This window comes from Leucobacter chromiiresistens, assembly GCF_900102345.1.
GTDB classification, from domain to species: Bacteria; Actinomycetota; Actinomycetes; order Actinomycetales; family Microbacteriaceae; genus Leucobacter; species Leucobacter chromiiresistens.
Window position 1 is genome coordinate 2,627,926 of sequence record NZ_FNKB01000001.1, and the last position, 19,324, is coordinate 2,647,249.

18 protein-coding genes are annotated in these 19,324 nt (G+C 71.0%); 4 read left to right on the forward strand and 14 right to left on the reverse strand.

Annotated features, from left to right (window positions below):
• Positions 1-80: 80 nt before the first annotated feature.
• The 3 genes from BLT44_RS12025 to BLT44_RS12035 all read right to left on the reverse strand — a co-directional run bounded on the left by BLT44_RS12025 (position 81) and on the right by BLT44_RS12035 (position 4,376).
• Entirely contained in the window at positions 81-1,274 is a 1,194-nt protein-coding gene (locus BLT44_RS12025; protein WP_010156815.1) for a cysteine desulfurase family protein, read from the reverse strand.
• Positions 1,275-1,285: 11 nt separating this feature from the next.
• Complete coding sequence (locus BLT44_RS12030) at positions 1,286-2,260, reverse strand: tetratricopeptide repeat protein (RefSeq protein ID WP_010156814.1); 975 nt, start codon at positions 2,258-2,260, stop codon at positions 1,286-1,288.
• 97 nt (positions 2,261-2,357) lie between these two features.
• Positions 2,358-4,376, reverse strand: coding sequence for a DUF8094 domain-containing protein (locus BLT44_RS12035; RefSeq protein ID WP_010156813.1), 2,019 nt, complete (start codon positions 4,374-4,376; stop codon positions 2,358-2,360).
• A 257-nt stretch (positions 4,377-4,633) separates the two neighbouring features.
• Here BLT44_RS12035 and BLT44_RS12040 point away from each other — a divergent pair, with 257 nt between their 5' ends.
• Positions 4,634-7,759, forward strand: a complete 3,126-nt coding sequence (locus BLT44_RS12040; RefSeq protein WP_010156812.1) for a hypothetical protein — start codon at positions 4,634-4,636, stop codon at positions 7,757-7,759.
• On the opposite strand, the gene BLT44_RS12045 is transcribed toward BLT44_RS12040, so the two are convergent.
• Positions 7,756-8,484 carry an alpha/beta hydrolase gene (locus BLT44_RS12045; RefSeq protein ID WP_010156811.1) on the reverse strand — a complete coding sequence of 243 codons (729 nt, stop codon included), beginning with the start codon at positions 8,482-8,484 and terminating at the stop codon, positions 7,756-7,758. The two genes, BLT44_RS12040 and BLT44_RS12045, sit on opposite strands and share 4 nt — an antisense overlap.
• An 80-nt stretch (positions 8,485-8,564) precedes the next feature.
• On the opposite strand from BLT44_RS12045, the gene BLT44_RS12050 reads away from it, so the two are divergent.
• The gene (locus tag BLT44_RS12050; RefSeq protein WP_010156810.1) at positions 8,565-9,092 is read left to right on the forward strand and encodes a ribonuclease H family protein; all 528 of its coding nucleotides are present in this window, start codon (positions 8,565-8,567) and stop codon (positions 9,090-9,092) included.
• An 87-nt stretch (positions 9,093-9,179) separates the two neighbouring features.
• Here the strand turns inward: BLT44_RS12050 and BLT44_RS12055 are convergent, their stop codons facing one another.
• The 8 genes from BLT44_RS12055 to rpsB form a co-directional block, all read right to left on the reverse strand.
• Positions 9,180-9,476, reverse strand: a complete 297-nt coding sequence (locus BLT44_RS12055) for a hypothetical protein (protein ID WP_010156809.1) — start codon at positions 9,474-9,476, stop codon at positions 9,180-9,182.
• Between the two features lie 9 nt (positions 9,477-9,485).
• Entirely contained in the window at positions 9,486-10,154 is a 669-nt protein-coding gene (locus tag BLT44_RS12060; RefSeq protein WP_010156808.1) for an aggregation-promoting factor C-terminal-like domain-containing protein, read from the reverse strand.
• Between the two features lie 80 nt (positions 10,155-10,234).
• Positions 10,235-10,786 (reverse strand): DivIVA domain-containing protein, encoded by a 552-nt coding sequence (locus BLT44_RS12065; RefSeq protein WP_029608285.1) that lies wholly within the window; start codon positions 10,784-10,786, stop codon positions 10,235-10,237.
• Between the two features lie 50 nt (positions 10,787-10,836).
• Positions 10,837-11,754: a phosphatidate cytidylyltransferase gene (locus BLT44_RS12070; RefSeq protein WP_010156806.1), complete on the reverse strand. Its 918-nt coding sequence runs from the start codon at positions 11,752-11,754 to the stop codon at positions 10,837-10,839.
• Positions 11,755-11,759: 5 nt separating this feature from the next.
• Positions 11,760-12,314 (reverse strand): ribosome recycling factor, encoded by a 555-nt coding sequence (gene frr / locus BLT44_RS12075; RefSeq protein ID WP_010156805.1) that lies wholly within the window; start codon positions 12,312-12,314, stop codon positions 11,760-11,762.
• Positions 12,315-12,378: 64 nt separating this feature from the next.
• Positions 12,379-13,098 (reverse strand): UMP kinase, encoded by a 720-nt coding sequence (gene pyrH / locus BLT44_RS12080; protein WP_010156803.1) that lies wholly within the window; start codon positions 13,096-13,098, stop codon positions 12,379-12,381.
• A gap of 127 nt (positions 13,099-13,225) precedes the next feature.
• Positions 13,226-14,056 (reverse strand): translation elongation factor Ts, encoded by an 831-nt coding sequence (tsf, locus tag BLT44_RS12085; RefSeq protein WP_029608284.1) that lies wholly within the window; start codon positions 14,054-14,056, stop codon positions 13,226-13,228.
• Positions 14,057-14,098: 42 nt separating this feature from the next.
• The gene (gene rpsB, locus BLT44_RS12090; RefSeq protein ID WP_010156801.1) at positions 14,099-14,974 is read right to left on the reverse strand and encodes a 30S ribosomal protein S2; all 876 of its coding nucleotides are present in this window, start codon (positions 14,972-14,974) and stop codon (positions 14,099-14,101) included.
• A 304-nt stretch (positions 14,975-15,278) separates the two neighbouring features.
• On the opposite strand from rpsB, the gene BLT44_RS15670 reads away from it, so the two are divergent.
• Entirely contained in the window at positions 15,279-15,821 is a 543-nt protein-coding gene (locus BLT44_RS15670; protein WP_029608283.1) for a murein hydrolase activator EnvC family protein, read from the forward strand.
• A 31-nt stretch (positions 15,822-15,852) separates the two neighbouring features.
• Here the strand turns inward: BLT44_RS15670 and BLT44_RS12100 are convergent, their stop codons facing one another.
• Entirely contained in the window at positions 15,853-16,791 is a 939-nt protein-coding gene (locus BLT44_RS12100) for a tyrosine recombinase XerC (RefSeq protein WP_029608282.1), read from the reverse strand.
• A 79-nt stretch (positions 16,792-16,870) separates the two neighbouring features.
• Entirely contained in the window at positions 16,871-18,655 is a 1,785-nt protein-coding gene (locus tag BLT44_RS12105; protein WP_074690236.1) for a putative bifunctional diguanylate cyclase/phosphodiesterase, read from the reverse strand.
• Between the two features lie 330 nt (positions 18,656-18,985).
• On the opposite strand from BLT44_RS12105, the gene BLT44_RS12110 reads away from it, so the two are divergent.
• Positions 18,986-19,318 (forward strand): DUF7882 family protein, encoded by a 333-nt coding sequence (locus BLT44_RS12110; protein WP_010156797.1) that lies wholly within the window; start codon positions 18,986-18,988, stop codon positions 19,316-19,318.
• Positions 19,319-19,324 lie beyond the last annotated feature (6 nt).

Below are 19,324 nucleotides of genomic sequence, written 5' to 3' on the forward strand. Positions count from 1 at the left end.
AGCATTCTAGTCGCTGCGCGGGTGCGCGTCGATGACGAGACGCGGTCGGCAGCGGCGCCCCCGGCCCGCGGCGGGCAGCGTCAGCTCAACCCGGCCGCTCGAGCGGCGCGCACCGCCTCCGGCAGCGCCTCCACGAGGGCGTCCACCTCGGCGGCACGGGTCGCGTGGCCCAGAGTGAATCGCAGTGCTCCGGCGGCCTCCTCGGGCGTGACGCCCATCGCGAGCAGCACGTGCGAGATCTCCGCGACGCCCGCCCGGCAGGCGGATCCCACCGAGACGGAGACGCCCGCGGCGTCGAGCAGGAAGACCAGAGAGTCCCCCTGGCACCCCGGGAATGTGAAGTGCGCGTTGCCGGGGAGACGGCCCGGGCCGACCGGCGCGCCGCGGAGCACGGCGGTCGGATCGGCCGCGCGCACGCCGTCGACGAGTCGCCGGCGCAGGGCCTCGAGGTGCTCGATCCCGCTCGCTCGCGGGCTCCCGTCATCGTCGAGCACGAGTGCGAGGGCGGCGGCGAAGGCCACTGCGCCGGCGACGTCCTGGGTGCCGGATCGCGACCGCTGCTGGCTGCCTCCGTGCAGCAGCGCGTCGGCCGTCACCCTGCGCCCGAGAATCAGCGCTCCCACGCCCACCGGGCCGCCGACCTTGTGCGCCGAGAGGCTGAGGGCGGCGGCGCCGGAACCCGCGAAGTCGATCGGCACCTGGCCGAGCGCGGACACCGCGTCGACATGCGCCGGGATGCCGTGGTCGGCGGCGATCCGGCACAGCTCGCGGACGGACTGCACGGTGCCGACCTCGTTGTTCGCCCAGAGGAACGAGACGACGGCGACCCGCTCCGCCCCCGCCGCGGCGATCGCGTGCGCGAGCGCGTCCGGCGCGAGCAGCCCGTGCGCGTCGATCGGCACCCAGACGAGCTCGGCGCCCTGCGTGTCGCGCAGCCACTCCGCCGCCTCCACCGTCGCGTGATGCTCGCCCGCGGCCACCAGCACGACCGGGCCCGCCCCGGCGCGCCGGCGCGACCAGTACAGCCCCTTCAGCGCGAGATTGATCGACTCGGTACCGCCCGCCGTGAAGATGAGCTCGGCGTGATCGCAGCCGACCAGCCGGGCGATGCGGTCGCGCGCCGACTCGAGCACGAGGCTCGCCCGCTGCCCGTGGCCGTGCGTCGACGCGGGGTTGCCGACGGTGCGCAGCGCCTCGACGTAGGCCTCGAGCACGGCCTCGGGCATCGGCGACGTCGCGGCGTGATCGAGATACGCGTTCCCGCCGACCATCATCGGTGCACCGCTCAGTAGAGGAGGTTCGCGAGCCGGCCGCGCGCCGCGGCCACGCGAGGATCGCCGACGCCGACGACCTCGAACAGCTCGAGCAGGCGCTCCCGGATCACCGCGCGGCCCTCGGCATCCTCCGCGGCGAAGAGGTCGAGCAGACGCAGGAAGGCATCCTCCACGTGCCCGCCCGACACGTCGAGATCCGCGACGCGGAGCTGCGCCTCGATGTCGGTCGGGGCCGCGGCTGCGCCGCTGCGGATCTCGTCGGCGGTCAGCCCCTGCAGACGGTGCAGCAGCTTCACCTGCACGAGCGCCGCCCGCGCGTCGGCGTCCGCCGGGGAGCGGGTCAGCACCGCCTCCCACTCCGAGATCGCCCGGGCGTAGTCGCCCCGCTCCGCGGCCTCGATCGCGGCGAGGTGCGCAGCGGGGATCTCGGGCTCCGCCGGGGCCTCGCTCGCGTCGGCGCCCCCGTCGTCGGGAGCATTCACCCGGCCGGCGACGCCGTGCTGCTCGGCCAGCTGCAGCAGCTGACCGAAGAACTCGCGCACCTGCTCCTCCGGAACGGGGCCCTGGAACAGCGGCACGGGCCGGCCCCCGACGAGCGCGACGACCGTCGGAACCGCCTGCGCCTGGAACGCCTGGGCGAGGCCCGGGTTGCCGTCCGCGTCGATCCGCGCCAGGAGCACGCGCCCGTCGAGCTCGCGCGTCACCCGCTCGAGCACCGCTCCGAGCGCCGTCGACGGCTCGCTCCGCGTGGACCACAGCAGCGCGACGACGGGGACGACGCTCGAGAGCTGCGCCGCCTGCTCGAAGGTCGCGTCGGTCACGTCCAGTACGAGGGACGGCACGTCGACGACCGGCGCTCCCGAAACTCCGGGCGCACCGCTCGCCGTCGGCGCGGCGGCGCCGGGCTGCGGGGACGCGGCTCGCGCGGCGAGGTGGCTGAGGTCCACGCCTCCGCCGGGAATGCGCTCCGGGAACTGCTGACTCATCGGTCGGGTCCTCTCTCGTGTTCGGTGGTCGCGGCTGCGGGGCGGGGCGAGTCGCTCGACTGCGCCGCCGCCGACGCGCCGACGGGGTGCTGGTGAATCAGTTCGAGACGCCGACGAGCTCGCTCGTCACGCCGAGCAGTTCGATCTTGGCCCCGTCGGACTTGCTCGGAACGAAGAAGAGCATCTGGTGGGCGACCTGCTGCACGAGCCGCTCCTGCTCGCCCTCGAGGCCGGACAGTGCGGTGATCGCGCCCTGCGCCTGCGGCTTGAAGCGCCCGCCCGCGGCGTCGACGATCTGCTCGTCGATGACCGTCGTCGCGACGAGTGCGCCGCCGGCTCCCGTGGAGAGCGCAACGGCGGGCGCATCGCCCTGGCGCGCGGTCGCGCTGTACTTCATCGTCTGGTCCTTGTCGTCCGACTGCTGCTGCGCGGCGGCGGCGCGCGCCCGGCCGTAATTCTCGAGCAGCGTGTCGCTCTCGAGATCGAACAGGTCCGCCTCCGGCGCCTCCGTGCCGTTCTGGAGCAGCGCGGCGTAGGCGTCGCCGACCTGCCCCGGCGGGAGCACGAGCGTCTCGATGTCGTTGGAGAGCAGCGCGGTGCCGTCTTCGGCCGGCGCGGCCTGCGGCATCGAGATGCCGCCCCGCAGGGCGATGACCCGCGAGACCTCGAAGTTCTCCTGCGGCGACTGCTGGGTGAGGATCAGCGCGAGCGAGGGCGAGGTCTGCTGCTCCGCCGCGTCTTCGCCGGCAGCGGACTCGTCCTCCGCCGCGCCCGAATCCTCCGACCCGTCGGCGGTGCCGTCGGCCGCCGCGTCGGCATCGGTCTTGCCCGACTGCGACGCCACCGTGATGAACGCGGTGCGCGGCCACGACTCGGTGCTCTGCACCAGGGCGTAGTCGAGCTCCTCATCGGTGATCCGCGGCGGAACCACCGCGTAGTCGGGCACCGCGGCGCGGATCTGATAGTTCGCGGTGCGCTGCGCGAGTGCGTCGCCGACGAAGCGCTCCTCGAGAGCCGCGGGGTCGAGCTCATCGTCGCCGCGGTTCGCCGCGGCGGAGATCTGCTCGACGATGCGATGCAGCTGCGCCTCGGTGACGGGCACCGGCGCGATCGACGACGGCTGCGCGGTCGGCGTCTCCTCCACCTGCTTCGGGCCGACCTGCGGCCAGTACTCGGCCGAGCAGCCGGTGAGACCGAGCACCGTGGCGATCCCGAGCACCGGGATCGCGCGGCGCGCGCGGCGCCCGATGCGCATCGCGCGCACCCCGCCTCGGTCGTTCGACGATCGGTCGTGCCTCGTGATGGACATGCGGTCTCCTCGGGGTGCGACGGCCGCGCCGTCGGAGTCGACCGGCGCTGACGTTCGGCGACTCGGGCGGTTCGGCCGTGCGAATGCGTTGCGCAGGCCCTGCAGGGGTCCGCGGCGCCCGCGGCGCGGGCCGAGGCCGCGGCGATCGTGGTCGATGGCGAGCAGGTAGAGCACCGCGCCGACGACGGCGAGGAGCCCGCCCGCCGCGAGCAGGGGCCCGGCCCACGGGGTGCTGCGATCCTGCGCCCAGACGAGGGTCAGCTCGCTCGGAATCGGATCCGTGCCGTTGGTCGCGATGAGCACCGACTGATCGACCGCGATCGACACCGGCACGCGCAGCGTCTCCGTCTCCGTCGCGGATGCCGCGTCGCCCACGCCGTCGACGTACCTCGAGTCGAGCCAGAGGTCGCTGCCGCGGGGGTCGAGGCCCGCCTCGGCGTCGGCCGGCTCAGACGCGGAGCCCGCGGCCGGAGCCTCCGCCGGGGCGCCTGGGATGAGCGCCGTCAGCAGCCGCTCCTGACGCTGATCGACGGTGAGCTCGGCGTGCGGGAACGGCTCCAGCCACGCGTCCACGTCACGAGTCATCGCCGTCGCGACGAACGCATCCGCGCCCTGCACCACGACGTTCGCCTGCCCGGGCAGCTTGGCGAATTCCGCTCCGTCCACGACGGCGAACGCCGCCTCCGACTGGGTGTCGACCGGCAGACTGATCTCTGCGGGGCCGGCGAGAAAGGTGCGCTGCCCGAGCCCGAGGAGCAGTAGCACTCCGGACAGCACGAGCACTGCGATCGCAAGCGCATGTCGCACGGGATCTCCTCTACATTCGCGACGGTCCGGGGGCGAGCGGCGGAGGCCCCTGCGCCCGGACACGATTCTTCGACCTCCCACGGTACCGGAGCTTCCCGGGTGTGACATGAAGACGCCGATTTCGAGCCGTTTCGAGCGGGCCCGGAGAGCGGGAGCGCTCCCCCGACCCGATCAGACCGTTGCGCTATCGTTGGTGGGCAATCGTGTTCTCGTCGCGGCCCGTGTGTGCGCGACGACTTTCAGTTACCGGAGGGCCCGTGTCCGAACCAGCCCAGCAGTTCTCACCCGCGTTCCGCGGCTACAACCGCGAAGAGGTCGACGAACGAGTCAGCGCGCTCACCGGCCACATCGCCACGCTGCAATCGCACCTCGAATCGCTGCAGCAGGCCCACCAGCAGGCCGCGCAGGTCGGGAACGAGCAGCGGCAGCTGATCGCGGATCTGCAGGAGCAGGTCGCCGAGCTCGGCGCCTCGGGCTACTCGGGCCTCGGCCTCCGCGTCGAGAAGAGCCTCCAGGTCGCCGAGGATCACGCGCAGCGGTTGATGGCGCAGGCGGACCTCGACGCCGAGAAGCTGCGCCGATCCTCGGAGGAGGAGAGCCGCCGCGTGCTGACGCAGGCGCAGCAGCGGGCCGATGCGCTCCTCACCTCCGCCTCCGAGCAGGCCGAGATCATTCTCACGGGAGCGCGCAACGACGTCGCGACGCAGAGCGCCGAGGCCAACGCCGAGCGCGAGCGACTGCTCGACGAGGCGCGCCGCGAGGCCGAGCTGACGAGGAGCAGCGCGGAGCGCGCGGCGCTCGCCGAACGGGAGACCGCCCACCGCGATGCACAGGCCGCGATCGCCGCCGCGGAAGCGCAGGCGGAGCGCCTGACCGCCGAATCCCGCGCCGCCGCGAACGAACTGCGGGCGCAGACCGAGATGCAGGCGGAGGCCTTCGAGCGCCAGCGGGCCGAGAACGAACGGGAGGCGGAGCTGGAGCGGGCTCGCCTCGTGCAGGAGGGCGAACGCGCGCGCGCCGAGTTCGAGGCTCGGCGCCAGCGGGAGGAGGCCGAGCTCGAAGAGCGCTACACGGAGCAGCAGCGCACCCTCGAGGCCGACATCGACGCGCAGCGCCGAGCACTCACGACCGAGGTCGAGACGCTCCGCGGGCGCATCGCGCAGGAGCGCGCCGAGCACGACACCGCGCTGCAGCAGGAGCGCGACGCCCACGACCGGCGCCTGCACGCCGAGCTGCAGGCCCACACGGACCGCATCGCGCAGGAGCGCGCCGAGCACGAGGCGGGGATCGCGCGCGACCGCGAGGCGCTCGATCAGGAGCTGGCGACCCGCGCCGCGCAGGCGGACCGGGAGCGCGAGCGCGAGGACGCCCTGGCGGCCGAGGACCGCGCAGCGGCAGCCGCCCGCCTCGAATCCCAGCTCGCCGCCCAGCGGGAGGATCACGATCAGGTGCTCGCCGGCGAGACGGCCGCGCAACGCGAATCGCTGTCGCAGGAGCGCGACGCGCACGACGCGGCCATCGCCGCAGAGCTCGCCGAGCACCGCGACACCATCGCCCGCGAGCGCCGCGAGCACGACACGAGCATCGCGACCGAGCGCGCCGAGCACGACGCCCGCCTGCACGAGGAGCGGGCAGCGCACGACGCGGCACTCGACGAGGAGCGCGCGGCGCAGGAGATGCGGCTCGCCGACGAGCGGCACCGGCAGGAGGTGCGGCTCTCCGACGAGCTCGCCGCCCACGTCTCCCGCCTGGCCCAGGAGCGCGACGCGCACGAGACCTCGATCTCGCGGGAGCGCGCGGAGCACGAAGCCGCGATCGCGTCGGAGCGGGACGCCCACGACGCGGCGATCGCATCGGAGCGCAGCGCGCACGAGGCGCGCATCGCCGAGGAGCTGGAGGCTCACCGCACGGCGATCTCGAGCGAGCGCGACGCCCACGACACGGCTCTCGCCGCTGAGCTGCACGAGCACCGCACGCGCATCGAGAGCGAGCGAGCCGAGCACGAGATGAGCATCGCATCGGCCCGCGCCGAGCTCGCAGAGGAGCAGGAGGCGCAGCGCGCCGCCCTGCACACGGAGCTCGTCGAAGAGCGGCACGCGCACGACACCCGCCTCGCCGGCGAGGTCGCCGCTCACGAGGAGCGGCTGGGAGCAGAACTCGCGTCCCATCAGGATCGCGTGATCTCCGAGTGGGACGAGCATCGTGCGCGGATCGCCGCCGAGCGCACCGCCCACGAGCGCGAGATGATCGAAGCGCGCGAGTCGTTCGCCCGCCAGCAGGAGCGCGAGCAGCAGGTGCACGCCGCCCGCATCTCCGATGAGACCACGGTGCACGAGGAGCGGCTCGCCGCCCAGGCGCGGGAGCACGAGCAGCGCATCGCCGACGAGCGGGCCGCTGAGTCCGAGCGTCTGCGGATCCAGCGGGATGAGGCCGCCGAGGCGCTGGGTCTCGCGCGCGAGACCCTCGAGCTCGAGATGGAGCGGGAGCGCGCCCGCCTGACCGATGACCTGACGCGAGAACGAGAGGAGCACGACCGCGCCATCGCGGCGGAGGTCGCTCAGCACGAGGCGGACCTGCGGCGCGAGCGGGAGGAGCACACCGCGGCGATCGAGCGCGAGGTCGCGGCGAAGCGCGCGGCCGTCACCGAAGAGACGGATCTGCTGCGTGCCGACACGGTGGCCGAGCTGGCCGAGCATCGCGCCGCCGAAGAGGCCCGCCTCGCGGAGCTTCGCGAGCGCACCGAGGACGCCGTGCGGCAGATGACGGAGCGGATCGAGCGCGAGAGCGCCGCGTTCAGCACCGACACCGCGGAGCAGCGCGAGGCGTTCGAGCGCGACCTGGCGGAGCGCCAGCGCGTCGCCTCGGAGACCGCGCAGCGCGAGCTCGACGCCACGCGCACGGAGCTCGCAGAGCTCAAGGCGCAGCTGGAATCGGCTCGTGCGGAGTACGAACGACTCAGCTCGGAGGCGACGCAGGACGCGCGCAACGTGCGCGCGAACGCCGAGCGCCAGGCAGCCGAGATCGTCATGGAGGCCGAGCAGCGCGCCCAGACGACCTTCGCGGCCGCGGAGGACCGGGCGACCAAGGTGCTCGCCGCGGCCGAGGATCGCATGGCGCAGTTGAAGGTGGAGCGCGGAGCCGTCGCCCGCTATTTCGAGAGCCTCGGCGAGGTCATCACGAATGCCCAGAAGATGAGCACCGTGGCGGGTCGACTCGTCGCGCAGCCCGTCGCCGAGGCCGTGCCTCGAGACCTCGACGAGACCGCCCAGGCGACCGTCGCGCCGGTACCGGACGCGCAGGCACCGAACGCGCCGGCGCCGGCGGAGGAGCCGCGCGAGACGCCGGGTGAGGCTCCCCGCGCGCCGGGGCAGGAGAACCGCTAGCGCTGCAGCCGCTCCGCTTCCACCTCGACGGGCAGCGGAGTCGCTGCGGTGCCCACCGCGGCGACGATCTCGTCGAGCACCCGACGAGTCTGCTTCTCCCCCACCCAGAGGTGACGCCCGCCTTCCACGTCGATGAGCGTCATGCGCGGCACGCTCGCGAACCGCTCCGCCGCCTCCGCCGGGCGCAGATAGTCGTCGAACTCCGGAATGAGGGCGACGAGCTCGGGAGTCGCCTGCTGCCACGCGGCGACGTCGTCGGCCGTCGCCCGATGGAGCGGCGGCGAGAGCAGGATCGCGCCCACGATGTCGTGATCGAGGCCGTACTTCAGCGCGAGCTCGGTACCGAACGACCATCCCAGCAGCCAAGGGTTCGGCAGCGCACGCTCGGCGACGAACGCCATCGCGGCGGCGACATCGTGCTCCTCCGCGACCCCCTCGCCGAACTCGCCCTCGCTCGTGCCCCGGGGCGACGAGGTGCCGCGCGTATTGAACCGCAGCACCGCGAGGTCCGCGAGCTCGGGCAGCCGATTGGCCGCCTTTCTCAGAATGTGCGACTCCATGAACCCGCCGGCGGTGGGCAGCGGATGCAGGGTCACGAGCGTGGCCCGCGGCTCCCGGTCGAACGGCAGCGCCAGCTCGCCGTAGAGCGTGAGCCCGTCCGCAGTGCGCAGTTCGACGTCCTCCCGGCGCGACCGCAGCACCGTATTGCTCGAGATCTCCACCATCGCCCGCATCCTCCGCTTCCCTTCAGCCGACCCGACCAGCCTATCCGGAACCCCGTCCCGGCTCTGGCAGGATGGACTCCATGGCACTCACTGCAGCAGCTGACGGCTCAGCACTCGGCAACCCCGGACCGGCGGGCTGGGCCTGGTACGTCGACGACGATCAGTGGCGGGCCGGCGGGTGGCCGCGCGCCACGAACAATCAGGGCGAGCTGATGGCGGTGCTCGACCTGCTGCTCGCCACCGAGGATCGAGCCGATGAACCGCTGCGGATCCTGTGCGACAGCCAGTACGTGATCAACTCCGTGACGCAGTGGATGGCGGGGTGGAAGCGCAGAGGCTGGCGGAAGGCCGACGGCAAGCCGGTGCTGAACCGCGAACTGCTCGAGCGCTTGGACGCGGCGATGGTCGGTCGGGACGTGCAGTTCGAGTGGGTGAAGGGCCATGCCGGGCACGCGCTCAACGAGGCTGCGGATCTGCGGGCTCGCGCGGCGGCGACCGCGTTCCAGGCCGGTCGCGAGCCCGAGCGGGGCCCCGGGCTCGCCGGGGAGGGATCGCCGACGCTCGAAATCGCGGCACCGACCGCGCCGGTGCCGCCGACCCTGTTCTGAGCGGCTTCGCGCGAGAGCGTCTACGGCCCGCGCGAGAGCCGGGTGCGCGCTCGCTCCGCTCGACCGCTCGCCGCGGAGGAGCGTCGGCTATTTCAGACGCCAGCAGTGCAGATGGTAGTGGCGACGATTGCGCACCGCTGCCTCATCTCCGAAGAGATCGTCTGCGCGCCACGCGACCACATGCGCCTGGCCGATGGGAATATCGGTGCTGCACGAGGGGCAGACATAGGCCTTCTCGGCGCGATGCGCGGGAATGTCGCGCACGAACCACGCCGCGCCGGAGCGGGTCTCAGACCGCGCCCCGCCGTGGGCGAGCCTCGTGACGTCGGGCTGCGGCGAGAGCGCAGCGCGCTGGTACTTGTTCAGACGCCGGCTCTTCGCCACGACGCCGGGTCACCACCAGTGGTTCGCGGTCCAGAACGCGTGGGCGGCCTTCCAGCTGCCGTAGCGGTCGATCGCGTACCCGTTCGCCCAACGCAGGTTGTCGACCGGATCGTAGCCGCTGCCCGGCACCTTGCTGCACGGCAGCGCCTGGATCAGCCCGCACGCGCCCGAGCTGGCGTTCGTAGCGTTCGGGTTCCAGGAGCTCTCGCGCGAAGCGATGTAGTCGACGTAGCCCCAGTCGGATTCGGGGATCCCGGCGGCCGCCATCCACTCCGCGGGCGAGCCTCCGCCCGAGTACTTCGGCGGCGCCTCGGGGCCCTCCTCCTGAGCGGGCTCGCCCTCGGCGCCCTCCGCTTCCTCGGCCTCCTCCGCGGCCTTGGCGGATTTCGCCGCTTCTGCAGCGCGCTTCGCCTCCTGCTTCCGCTTCACCTCGGCGGGGTCGGGAAGCTCGACGACGCCGACCTCGGTGTAGACCAGGTCGGCCTCATCCGTCGCGGCAGGAGTGAACTCCTGATGGATTCGCTCTTGGAACGCGAGCGTCTCGGCATCAGCCGGAGCGCTGGGCATCGCGAACGGAGCGATGACCGCGGCACCCAGGAACCCGGATACCGCGAGCACCGCGATCGGAGCCCGGAGCTTCGACCAGCGGGAGACGGGAGCAAACTTCACGATAGCCACAATGTAACGATTCTATCTCGGGAGGGTGGAATGGACAACCGGAACTCGCCGCCGCGGGCCGGCCAGCCCAGCACGGGCGATCATCTGGTCGCGAGGATCAGCTCGACCACGGCATCCAGCAGCGCATCGACCTGCTCCTCGTCGTAGCCCCGCCACTGTGAGTGGAACACGACATCGCGCACCTCCGCCGGCTGCAGCGCGAGCTCGCGACGCTCGAACATCTCCGAGACGCGATCGAGAAAGGCGTCGACCTGCGAGCGGCGGTAGCCCGTCGCGAACAGCCCCCGTCGGCGAAAGCGCTTGCCCCGCGGCCGGTTGATCCTGCCCCGCACTTCGGAGAGCAGCTGCCGGGTCTCCTCCCACCAGGCCTCCTCGCCCGCGGCGCGCACGCGCGCGCGACGCTCCCGCTCGTAGAAGACCTCTTCGAGGCGATCCATCGCGGCGTCCACGTACCTCGGCGCATAGCCGCCGCGCTTCACCGCGAACGCCCGCCTGCGCACCGTCTCCGACGTCATCGCACTGCCCTCTGCGGCGCCTTCGTAGGCCGAGCGGGCCTCCTCCAAGAACCGGTCGACCTGCTCCTGCTGATAGCCGAGCTGCGATCCGGTCGCGAGGGGGAAGGAGGTGTGCACGCGACCATTCTGCACCGGCTCCGTGCTCGACCGCTGAGTGGAGCGCGTCATCACACGACTCCCAGAGCGAGGGCCACGCCGTACACGCCGACCGCCGACGGCAGCAGCGAGTCGAGGCGGTCCAGAAAACCGCCGTGACCAGGAATCCAGGAACTCATGTCTTTCACCCCTAAGTTGCGTTTGATGAGAGACTCCGTGAGATCTCCCCCCGTGGCCGTGAAGAGCACGACGATGCCGATGACGACGCCGACCCACCACGGCTGGCCGAGCGCCAGCATCGACACCAGCACGCCGGCGCCCGTGGCCACCACCGCGGCTCCGGCGAAGCCCTCCCACGTCTTGTTCGGGCTGATGCGGGGCGTCATCTTGTGCTTGCCGAGCGTCACTCCGGCGGCGTAGGCCCCGATGTCCACCGAGACCACCACGAGCACGAGCGCGAACACCCACCACTCGCCCTGCTCCGCGAGCACCAGCAGAATCGTGAATGATGCCAGAAAGCCGACGTACACCAGCGTGAACCAGCCCGAGAACACATCCCGCACGAGCGTCCGCGCCGGAGCCTCCCAGCGCGGCACGAGACCCTCGATCAGCCGCCACACGATGAGCAGCAGCGATCCGGCGAAGAGGCCGAGCAGCATGCCCTCGGCACCCCAGAAGGTCGCCCCCGCGACGACGACCAGCCCCGCGAGCACCACGCCCACGCGCGGCACGCGGCGGCCGGCGACGCGGAACGCGGACGCGAGCTCGACGAGCGCGATCCCGACCAGAATCGCCACGAGCACGACGAACACCTGCTTCACCAGCAGCAGACTCGCCAGGAACACTCCGCCGAGAATGACCCCCGACGCGATGGCGAAGGCGAGATTACGGCCGGCCCGAGCCTCGATGCGAGCATTCGTCGCCTCGAGCTGCGCGCGAGTCGATTCGAGCGCGCTGCGAATCTCTTCGCGTTTCTCCGAGCCGGCCATCCGGGTCAGACCTCCAGCAGCTCGGCTTCTTTGCGCTTGGCGGCCTCGTCGATCTGCTCGATGAACTGCTTCGTCACGCTCTCGAGCTCCTTCTCGGCGCGGGCGATCTCGTCCTCGCCGACCTCGCTCTTCAGGGCCTCGAGATCGTCCTTGCCCGAGCGGCGCACGTTGCGCACAGCGACGCGCGCATCCTCAGCCTTGCCCTTCACGATCTTCACGAACTCCTTGCGACGCTCGGTCGTGAGCTCGGGAAGCGACAGGCGGATCACCGAGCCGTCGTTCGAGGGGTTGGCGCCCAGATTCGGCATGTCGCGAATCGCCTGCTCGATGTCCTTCATCGCGCCCTTGTCGTAGGGCGTCACGAGGAGGCTGCGAGCGTCCTGGTTCTGCACCGACGCGAGCTGCGACAGCGGCGTGGGCGTGCCGTAGTAGTCGACCTGCACGTTCTGCAGCAGCGACGGGTTCGCGCGACCCGTGCGAACCGTGGCGAAGCTCTCCTTGGCGGATTCGACCGCGCGGCTCATGCGGTCCTTGACGTCGGCGAAGACTTCTTCGATCACGGTGTACTCCTTAGTGAAAACGCTCGGAATTCCAGCTTAGCGGGCGCCACCCCCGACGCCGCCGTCAGGCGTGTACGAGTGTGCCGAGCGGTGCGCCGCGAAGCGCCGCCGTGACGTTGCCCGCCGGCTCCATCCCGAAGACCCTCATCGGCATGCCGTTGTCCATGCAGAGGCTGAACGAGGTCGAATCGACCACCTTGAGCCCCCGCACCAGCGCATCGTTGTACGTGATCTGCTCGATCAGCGTCGCCTCGGGATCGTGGCGCGGGTCTGCCGTGTAGACCCCGTCGACGCCGTTCTTCGCGACGAGCACCTGATCGGCCTGGATCTCCAGCGCGCGCTGCGCGGCCACCGTGTCGGTCGAGAAGTACGGCAGTCCCGCCCCGGCGCCGAAGATGACGACGCGGCCCTTCTCGAGGTGGCGGATGGCGCGCAGCGGGATGTACGTCTCCGCGACCTGCGTCATCGTGATGGCCGATTGCACACGGGTCTCGACGCCCGCCTGCTCGAGGAAATCCTGGAGGGCGAGGGCGTTCATCACGGTGCCGAGCATCCCCATGTAGTCGGCGCGAGCGCGATCCATGCCCCGCTGCGAGAGCTCCGCTCCGCGGAAGAAGTTTCCGCCGCCGACGACCACGGCGACCTCCGCCTCCTGCATCGCGGCGGCGATCTCACGGGCGATCTGGCTGACCACGTCGGGGTTCACCCCGAGCGTCCCTCCCCCGAAGGCCTCCCCCGAGAGCTTGAGCAGTACTCGACGCTTGCGATCGGCGGTCTTCGTCATGTGAGGTGTCTCCTTGATTCGAACGTGGACGCCGAAGCGCCGTGGGGCCCGGTCGAACCCGGAGCCCATATTAGTGCGGACACAGCATGGGACCCGAGCCGTGAGGCCCGGGTCCCGGTGCGAGTGGCTAGGCGCCGACCTTGCTGCGAGCGAAGCCGGTGACGGTGATGCCTGCGGCTTCCGCCACCTTCTTCACCTCGCGCTTGTCCGCGTCGAGCGCGTGGACCTGCTCGTTGAGTGCGACCTGCTTGAAGAACGCGGTGAGGCGACCCTCGACGATCTTCGGCAGTGCGGCCTCGGGCTTGCCCTCGTTCTTGGAGATCTCCGTGACGAGTGCGCGCTCCTTCTCGACGTCCGCCTCGGGAACGTCCTCGCGGCTCAGGTAGAGCGGATCCGCGAACGAGATGTGACGCGCGATGCTGAGCGCAGCCTCGGCGTCGTCGCCCTCGTAGCCCACGACCACGCCGATCTGCGGGGGCAGATCCTTCGAGGTCTGGTGCAGGTAGACCGACGTGGCGGGCGCCTCGACGCGCGACAGCTTGCGCACCTCGATGCGCTCGCCGATGATGGCGGCTTCCTCGGTGATGACGTCGGCGACGGTCTTGCCCTCGGCGGGGGCCGCGAGGGCCTCCTCGGCCGAAGACGCCCCGGCGGCGACGGCCGCATCGAGCACCCGCTCGGCGAGCGCGATGAACTTCTCGTTCTTCGCGACGAAGTCGGTCTCGCAGACGAGCTCGATCATCGTCGCAGCGCCCTCGGACTGACGGACGGCGACGAGGCCCTCGCTCGCCTCGCGGTCGCCGCGCTTGGCGACGCCCTTGAGGCCCTTGAGACGCAGGATCTCGATGGCCTTCTCGACGTCTCCGTCGGCCTCGATGAGCGCGTTCTTGCTGTCGAGCATGCCGGCGCCGAGGCGGTCGCGCAGCTCCTTCACAGCGGCCATGCTTACTGCAGCCATGTGTGACTCCTTACAGTGGTCGTTCGGTGAACGGTCAGAAACTTACTCTGCGGCCGGGGTTTCGGCAGCGGCCTCGGCCGGAGCCTCCTCCGCGGCGGGAGCCTCGGCAGCCGGAGCCTCTTCAGCAGCCGGAGCCTCGGCGGCGGGAGCCGAAGCGTCGCTACCGAGCAGCTCGACCTCCCACTCGGCGAGCGGCTCAGCGGCCTGCTCGGAACCCTCCGAGGGCTTCTGGTGGCGCTCCATGAGACCCTCGGCGGCGGCATCGGCGATGACGCGGGTCAGCAGTGCGACCGAGCGGATCGCGTCATCGTTGCCCGGGATCGGGTAGGTGACCTCGTCGGGATCGCAGTTGGTGTCGAGGATCGCGATCACCGGGATGCCCAGCTTCTTGGCCTCGTCGATCGCGAGGTGCTCCTTCTTGGTGTCGACCACCCAGAGAGCCGAAGGGGTCTTGCCCATGTGGCGGATGCCGCCGAGCGACTTCTGCAGCTTCTCGAGCTCGCGCTTCTTGAGCAGCAGCTCCTTCTTGGTGAAGCCGCTCGTCGTGCCCTCGAAGTCGAGCTGCTCGAGCTCCTTCATGCGCTCCAGGCGGCCGGTGACCGTCTGGAAGTTCGTGAGCAGACCGCCGAGCCAGCGCTGGTTGACGTACGGCTGGTTGACGCGGGTCGCCTGCTCGGCGATGGCCTCCTGGGCCTGCTTCTTCGTGCCGACGAAGAGGATGTTGCCGCCGCGGGCGACCGTCTGCTTCACGAAGTCGTACGCGGCATCGATGTACCCGAGCGACTGCTGCAGGTCGATGATGTAGATGCCCGAGCGCTCGGTGAAGATGAAGCGCTTCATCTTCGGGTTCCAGCGGCGGGTCTGGTGTCCGAAGTGGACGCCGCTGTCGAGCAGCTGGCGCATGGTTACGACGGCCATTGCCGTTCTCCTGTTCTGCGCGCCCTCGCGGGCGCGCGCATCACGGTTGTCATCGGTCGCGGGTGCGACCAGATCCTGGTGCCCTCGGGATCCGCCACCGCGTTCCAGAAGAACGCGGACCGTCGGCTTCACTCCGATGCGTGGGCACGCGAAGTCACCTCTCGCGAGGTGCTGGACCAGTGTACACCAGCACGGTCGCGGTTTCCTCCGCTCACACCCCGGGCTTCGCGCGGAATCATGCGACCTCTGCACACTCCGCGCACCGCACCGGGAACTGCGGCGCGACGACCGGCAGAATCCCGGCATGAGACATCGAAGGTTACCGGGCGCACTCGTACGCGTCACGCTGTGCGCACTCGCCCTCTGGGCTCCGCTCGCACTTCCTACGACTCCTGCACCTTCTCCTGCACCTTCTGCGACGACGCCGGCGATCCGCGCCGACGGGTCGCGCTGGCTTCCGCCCCTCGAGGCGACGCCGTTCGAGCTGATCGAGGCCTTCCGCGCGCCTCCGCACGAGTACGGTCCAGGACACCGCGGCATCGATCTCGCAGCACCCCCGGGAGCGACGGTGCGGGCGCCTGCCGCGGGCACGGTCAGCTTTGCGGGGCTCGTCGTCGATCGCCCGGTGGTCTCCGTGCAGGTCGACGAGCAGACGGTGTACTCGATGGAGCCCGTCACGAGCGACCTGCAGCAGGGCGACGCCGTGGGCATCGGATCGCCGATCGGCGCGGTGGCCGCCGGCGGGCACTGCGATGCGCGCTGCCTGCACCTCGGCATCCGCGTCGACGACGCGTACGTGAATCCGATGCGCTACTTCGTCGCTCGGCCCGTGCTGCTGCCGTGGTGACGCCGCTGACGGCCAGCCGTGCCGAGGGGCCTCACGCCCGCGGGTGCGCCTGACGGTAGCTCTGCGCGAGCCTCTCGGTCGACACATGCGTGTACACCTGCGTGCTCGATAGGCTCGAGTGCCCCAGCATCTCCTGCACCACGCGCAGGTCCGCGCCCCCGTTGAGCAGATGGGTCGCCGCGGTGTGTCGGAGGGTATGCGGGCCGCGCGGCCCTCCCCCCGGCTCGTCCGCCAGCTCGCGCGCCACCGTTCGATAGACGGCGTTGGTGCTCAAGCGCCCGCCCCGGTTGCCCACGAACAGAGCATCGCGTGCGGGCTCCGGCGGGCGACCCCGGCCGGCCGACTCGGCGCGCAGGAGCAGTGCGGGGCGCGCGTCGCGCACGTAGGTCTCGATGGCGCGGGCCGCGGGGCGGCCGTAAGGCACGACGCGCTCCTTGCCGCCCTTGCCCAGCACGCGCACGGTGCGCGCGCCGGCATCGACGCCGGTCAGCGGCAGCGAGCACAATTCGGACACGCGGAGCGCGGCGGCGTACAGGAGTTCGAGCACCGCGTGGTCTCGCAGCGATTCGGGGCGCTCCAGGTCTGCCCGCGCTTCGACCCGTTCGAGCAGGCGTCGCATCTGCTCGTCCGCGAGCACCCGCGGGAGGTCTCTCCCCGCTTTGGGGGCTCGGAGCCGGGATGCCGGGCTTCCCGGAACGAGCCGGGAGCGTTCGAGCCATGCGCCGAACGATTTCAGCGTGGCGACGTTCCGCGCGAGGGTCGTCGCGGCCAGGCCCTGCTGCTGTCGCTGCCACAGCCAGTCGCGCATGAGCTCGAGATCGCACGCGGCGAGGTCCGCATGACCCGCCGATTCGGCGAAGGCGGCGAATGCCCCGAGGTCGCGCTGGTAGGCGCGCACCGTGTGCTCGGAGTAGCCGTACTCGAGCTGCGCAGCGGTGAGGAACCGCTCGACGGCTGCTGACAATCGCACGGTTCCATTCTCGTCGCTCCGGTCGCCGGTGGGGCGTCGGGCCGGCGGAGTGTCCGCCTCGCCGCCCGCACCGCGGAGGTCAGGGGAGCGCGAGCCGAATCTGGCCGGTTTCCGGCCCGGCTCGTTCGGCATCGCGCGCAGCCAGCTCTGCGAGCAGCGCTTCGCCCGCCGCGAGGGCCGGCTCAGCCGCCTCCGGGAACGGAGTCTCCGCCTGGCGAGGCGGTTCGCCCGCTCCCGGGCGCATCGGTCCGGCGCCGGGCCGCCCCGTCAGGAATCCCTGGATCTCGTCGAAGCCCTCGGTTCTCAGAATCTCGCGCTGCTGCTCGGTCTCGACCCCCTCCACGAGCACCGTGGCCGTGAGCGCATGGCCGAGCGCCAGTATCGCGCGGAGCACGTCGCGGGTGCGGGAGGGCTGCAGGCTCTCGTACAGCACGGAGCGGTCGATCTTCACACGGTCGAACCCGAACGACAGCAGCGTGTCGAGGGAGGAGAACCCGGTGCCGAAGTCGTCGAGGGCGATGAGCACGCCGGTCTTCTGCAGGTGCGCGAACGTCGCGATGACCTCTCGTCGATGCGAGATCAGCGTCGATTCGGTGATCTCCAGTTCCAGCCGGCCGGGCTCGAGCCCGCTCTCGTCGAGCGCGCGCGTCACGGAGGCGAGGAAATGGTCGTCCGTGAGTTGCGCAGCGGAGACGTTGACGGCGATACGGGCCTGATCCTGCCAGCTCGCCGCGTCCGAGCACGCGCGTCGCAGCACCCATTCGCCCAGTTGCACGATGGTGCCGTTCGTCTCGGCGATGGGGATGAACTCGCCGGGATGCAGCAGCCCGAGCACCGGATGCTGCCACCGGATGAGCGCCTCCCACCCGACGACGACTTCGTCTTTCAGCGACGATTGGGGCTGATACAGGAGCGTGAACTCGTCGCGCGCGATCGCTCCCAGGATCTGCCGTCCGAGGAAGCGGCGGGATGCGGAGTGCTCGAGCAGCCCCTCGCGGTACCGCATCGCCTCGGTGGCCCCGCGCTCCTTGGCGTCGTACATCGCGGCGTCCGCCCGCACCAGTAGCTCTGAGATGTCGCTCGCATCCGCCGGGAACCGGGCGACTCCGATGCTGGCGGGAACGCTGCTCGACTTTCCGTGGAAGAGCACCGGCTCGTGCATCGCGGCGGCGACCCCGTCGATGAAGTCGTCGACGGCTCGGGCGTCGGGGGTCAGCGCTGCGGCGGCGAACTCATCGCCGCCGAGCCGCGCGGTGACGATGCCGAGCTCCTGTCTGCGGTGGAGGTTGGCGGCGGTGCCGCGCAGCAGTTCGTCGCCGGCCGCGTGTCCGAGCGTGTCGTTGATCCGCTTGAAGTCGTTGAGATCGATGAGTGCGACGGCGAACGGCGCGGCGTCGGCGGACCATTGACCGAGCTCCGAGAGGAACGCCGACCGGTTCCACATCCCGGTGAGCGGGTCGGTCGATGCCGCCCGCCTGAGCGCATTCGACGCCTCGCGCGCCACGGTCACGTCGCGCGTGATCTTCGCGAAGCCGATCACCTCGTCCCGGTCGTCGCGCACCGCATTCACCGTGACGTGCGCCCAGAACCGCGATCCGTCTTTGCGGATCCGCCACCCCTCGGTCTCGAAGCGGCCGTCGCGTCTCGCGACCGCGAGAACGCGGCCGGGGAGCCCGTCGGCGCGATCCTCGCCGGTGAAGAACGACTCGAAGGACTTCCCGATGATCTCGTCCGGTCGGTATCCCTTGATGCGCTCCGCGCCGGCGTTCCAGGTGGTCACGGTCCCACTCGGCGACAGCAGGTAGATCGAGTAGTCCTGCACCGCCTCGACGAGGTAGCGGAACATTTCGGCATCGCTGTTCATTGCGGCCTCTCCGATGTCGTTGCGACCGCCCCACCGGTCTCTCCACGGCGGCTGCAGGTGTTGCAGTCGCCGACCCCCTCTGCGCGCAGCTGCAAGTGCCGCAGCCGTCGATCCCCTCTGCGATTGTACGTCCACCCGCTCGCGCGGCTCGCCGGCCCGGCGTCGCACCCGAGAGCGGGCACGGAGGCGTCGCGACGGCGAGCGGAGCGGCGCGACACTCGCGACTCGCCGCCTCGTTTTCGGCGCCGCTGGCGCACCGTGGCGCGGGTGGGGGGTGAAATTGTCACTTAGTTGCTTTCTCACTTGCTTAAATTATGTGACACTTGCTGTATGGGATACATGCTGCACGGTGGCCGTGAATACGAGTTCGAAGATCGCACGCTCGCGCACCTGAAGACGGTGATGGGCATGAAGCTCTCGAAGCGCGAGGGATTCTTCTTGAGCTGGTCGGTCGATGCGAACCGGGGAAGCGGCCGGCACGAGGTGTGGATCTCGGAGCACTCCCCCATCGCCTTCCGGTTCAGCGGAGGCAAGGCCCCTCAGCTCAACCCCGCGTGGATCAAAGCTCTGCTGGCGGTCTCCTACACACCGCGCGGACTCGTGGCGCTGTCGGAGACCGAGGCGACCAAATGGGCGCAGCGCAACCCGCTCCTCGCCGCCTGACGCCGG

What these genes read in the sequence shown, in the direction of transcription:
- BLT44_RS12025 (WP_010156815.1), bottom strand. Translation starts at nt 1,274, where the DNA reads ATGATGGTCGGCGGGAACGCGTATCTCGATCACGCCGCGACGTCGCCG.
- BLT44_RS12030 (WP_010156814.1), bottom strand. Translation starts at nt 2,260, where the DNA reads ATGAGTCAGCAGTTCCCGGAGCGCATTCCCGGCGGAGGCGTGGACCTC.
- BLT44_RS12045 (WP_010156811.1), bottom strand. Translation starts at nt 8,484, where the DNA reads ATGGTGGAGATCTCGAGCAATACGGTGCTGCGGTCGCGCCGGGAGGAC.
- BLT44_RS12050 (WP_010156810.1), top strand. Translation starts at nt 8,565, where the DNA reads ATGGCACTCACTGCAGCAGCTGACGGCTCAGCACTCGGCAACCCCGGA.
- BLT44_RS12070 (WP_010156806.1), bottom strand. Translation starts at nt 11,754, where the DNA reads ATGGCCGGCTCGGAGAAACGCGAAGAGATTCGCAGCGCGCTCGAATCG.
- pyrH (WP_010156803.1), bottom strand. Translation starts at nt 13,098, where the DNA reads ATGACGAAGACCGCCGATCGCAAGCGTCGAGTACTGCTCAAGCTCTCG.
- tsf (WP_029608284.1), bottom strand. Translation starts at nt 14,056, where the DNA reads ATGGCTGCAGTAAGCATGGCCGCTGTGAAGGAGCTGCGCGACCGCCTC.
- rpsB (WP_010156801.1), bottom strand. Translation starts at nt 14,974, where the DNA reads ATGGCCGTCGTAACCATGCGCCAGCTGCTCGACAGCGGCGTCCACTTC.
- BLT44_RS15670 (WP_029608283.1), top strand. Translation starts at nt 15,279, where the DNA reads ATGAGACATCGAAGGTTACCGGGCGCACTCGTACGCGTCACGCTGTGC.
- BLT44_RS12105 (WP_074690236.1), bottom strand. Translation starts at nt 18,655, where the DNA reads ATGAACAGCGATGCCGAAATGTTCCGCTACCTCGTCGAGGCGGTGCAG.
- BLT44_RS12110 (WP_010156797.1), top strand. Translation starts at nt 18,986, where the DNA reads ATGGGATACATGCTGCACGGTGGCCGTGAATACGAGTTCGAAGATCGC.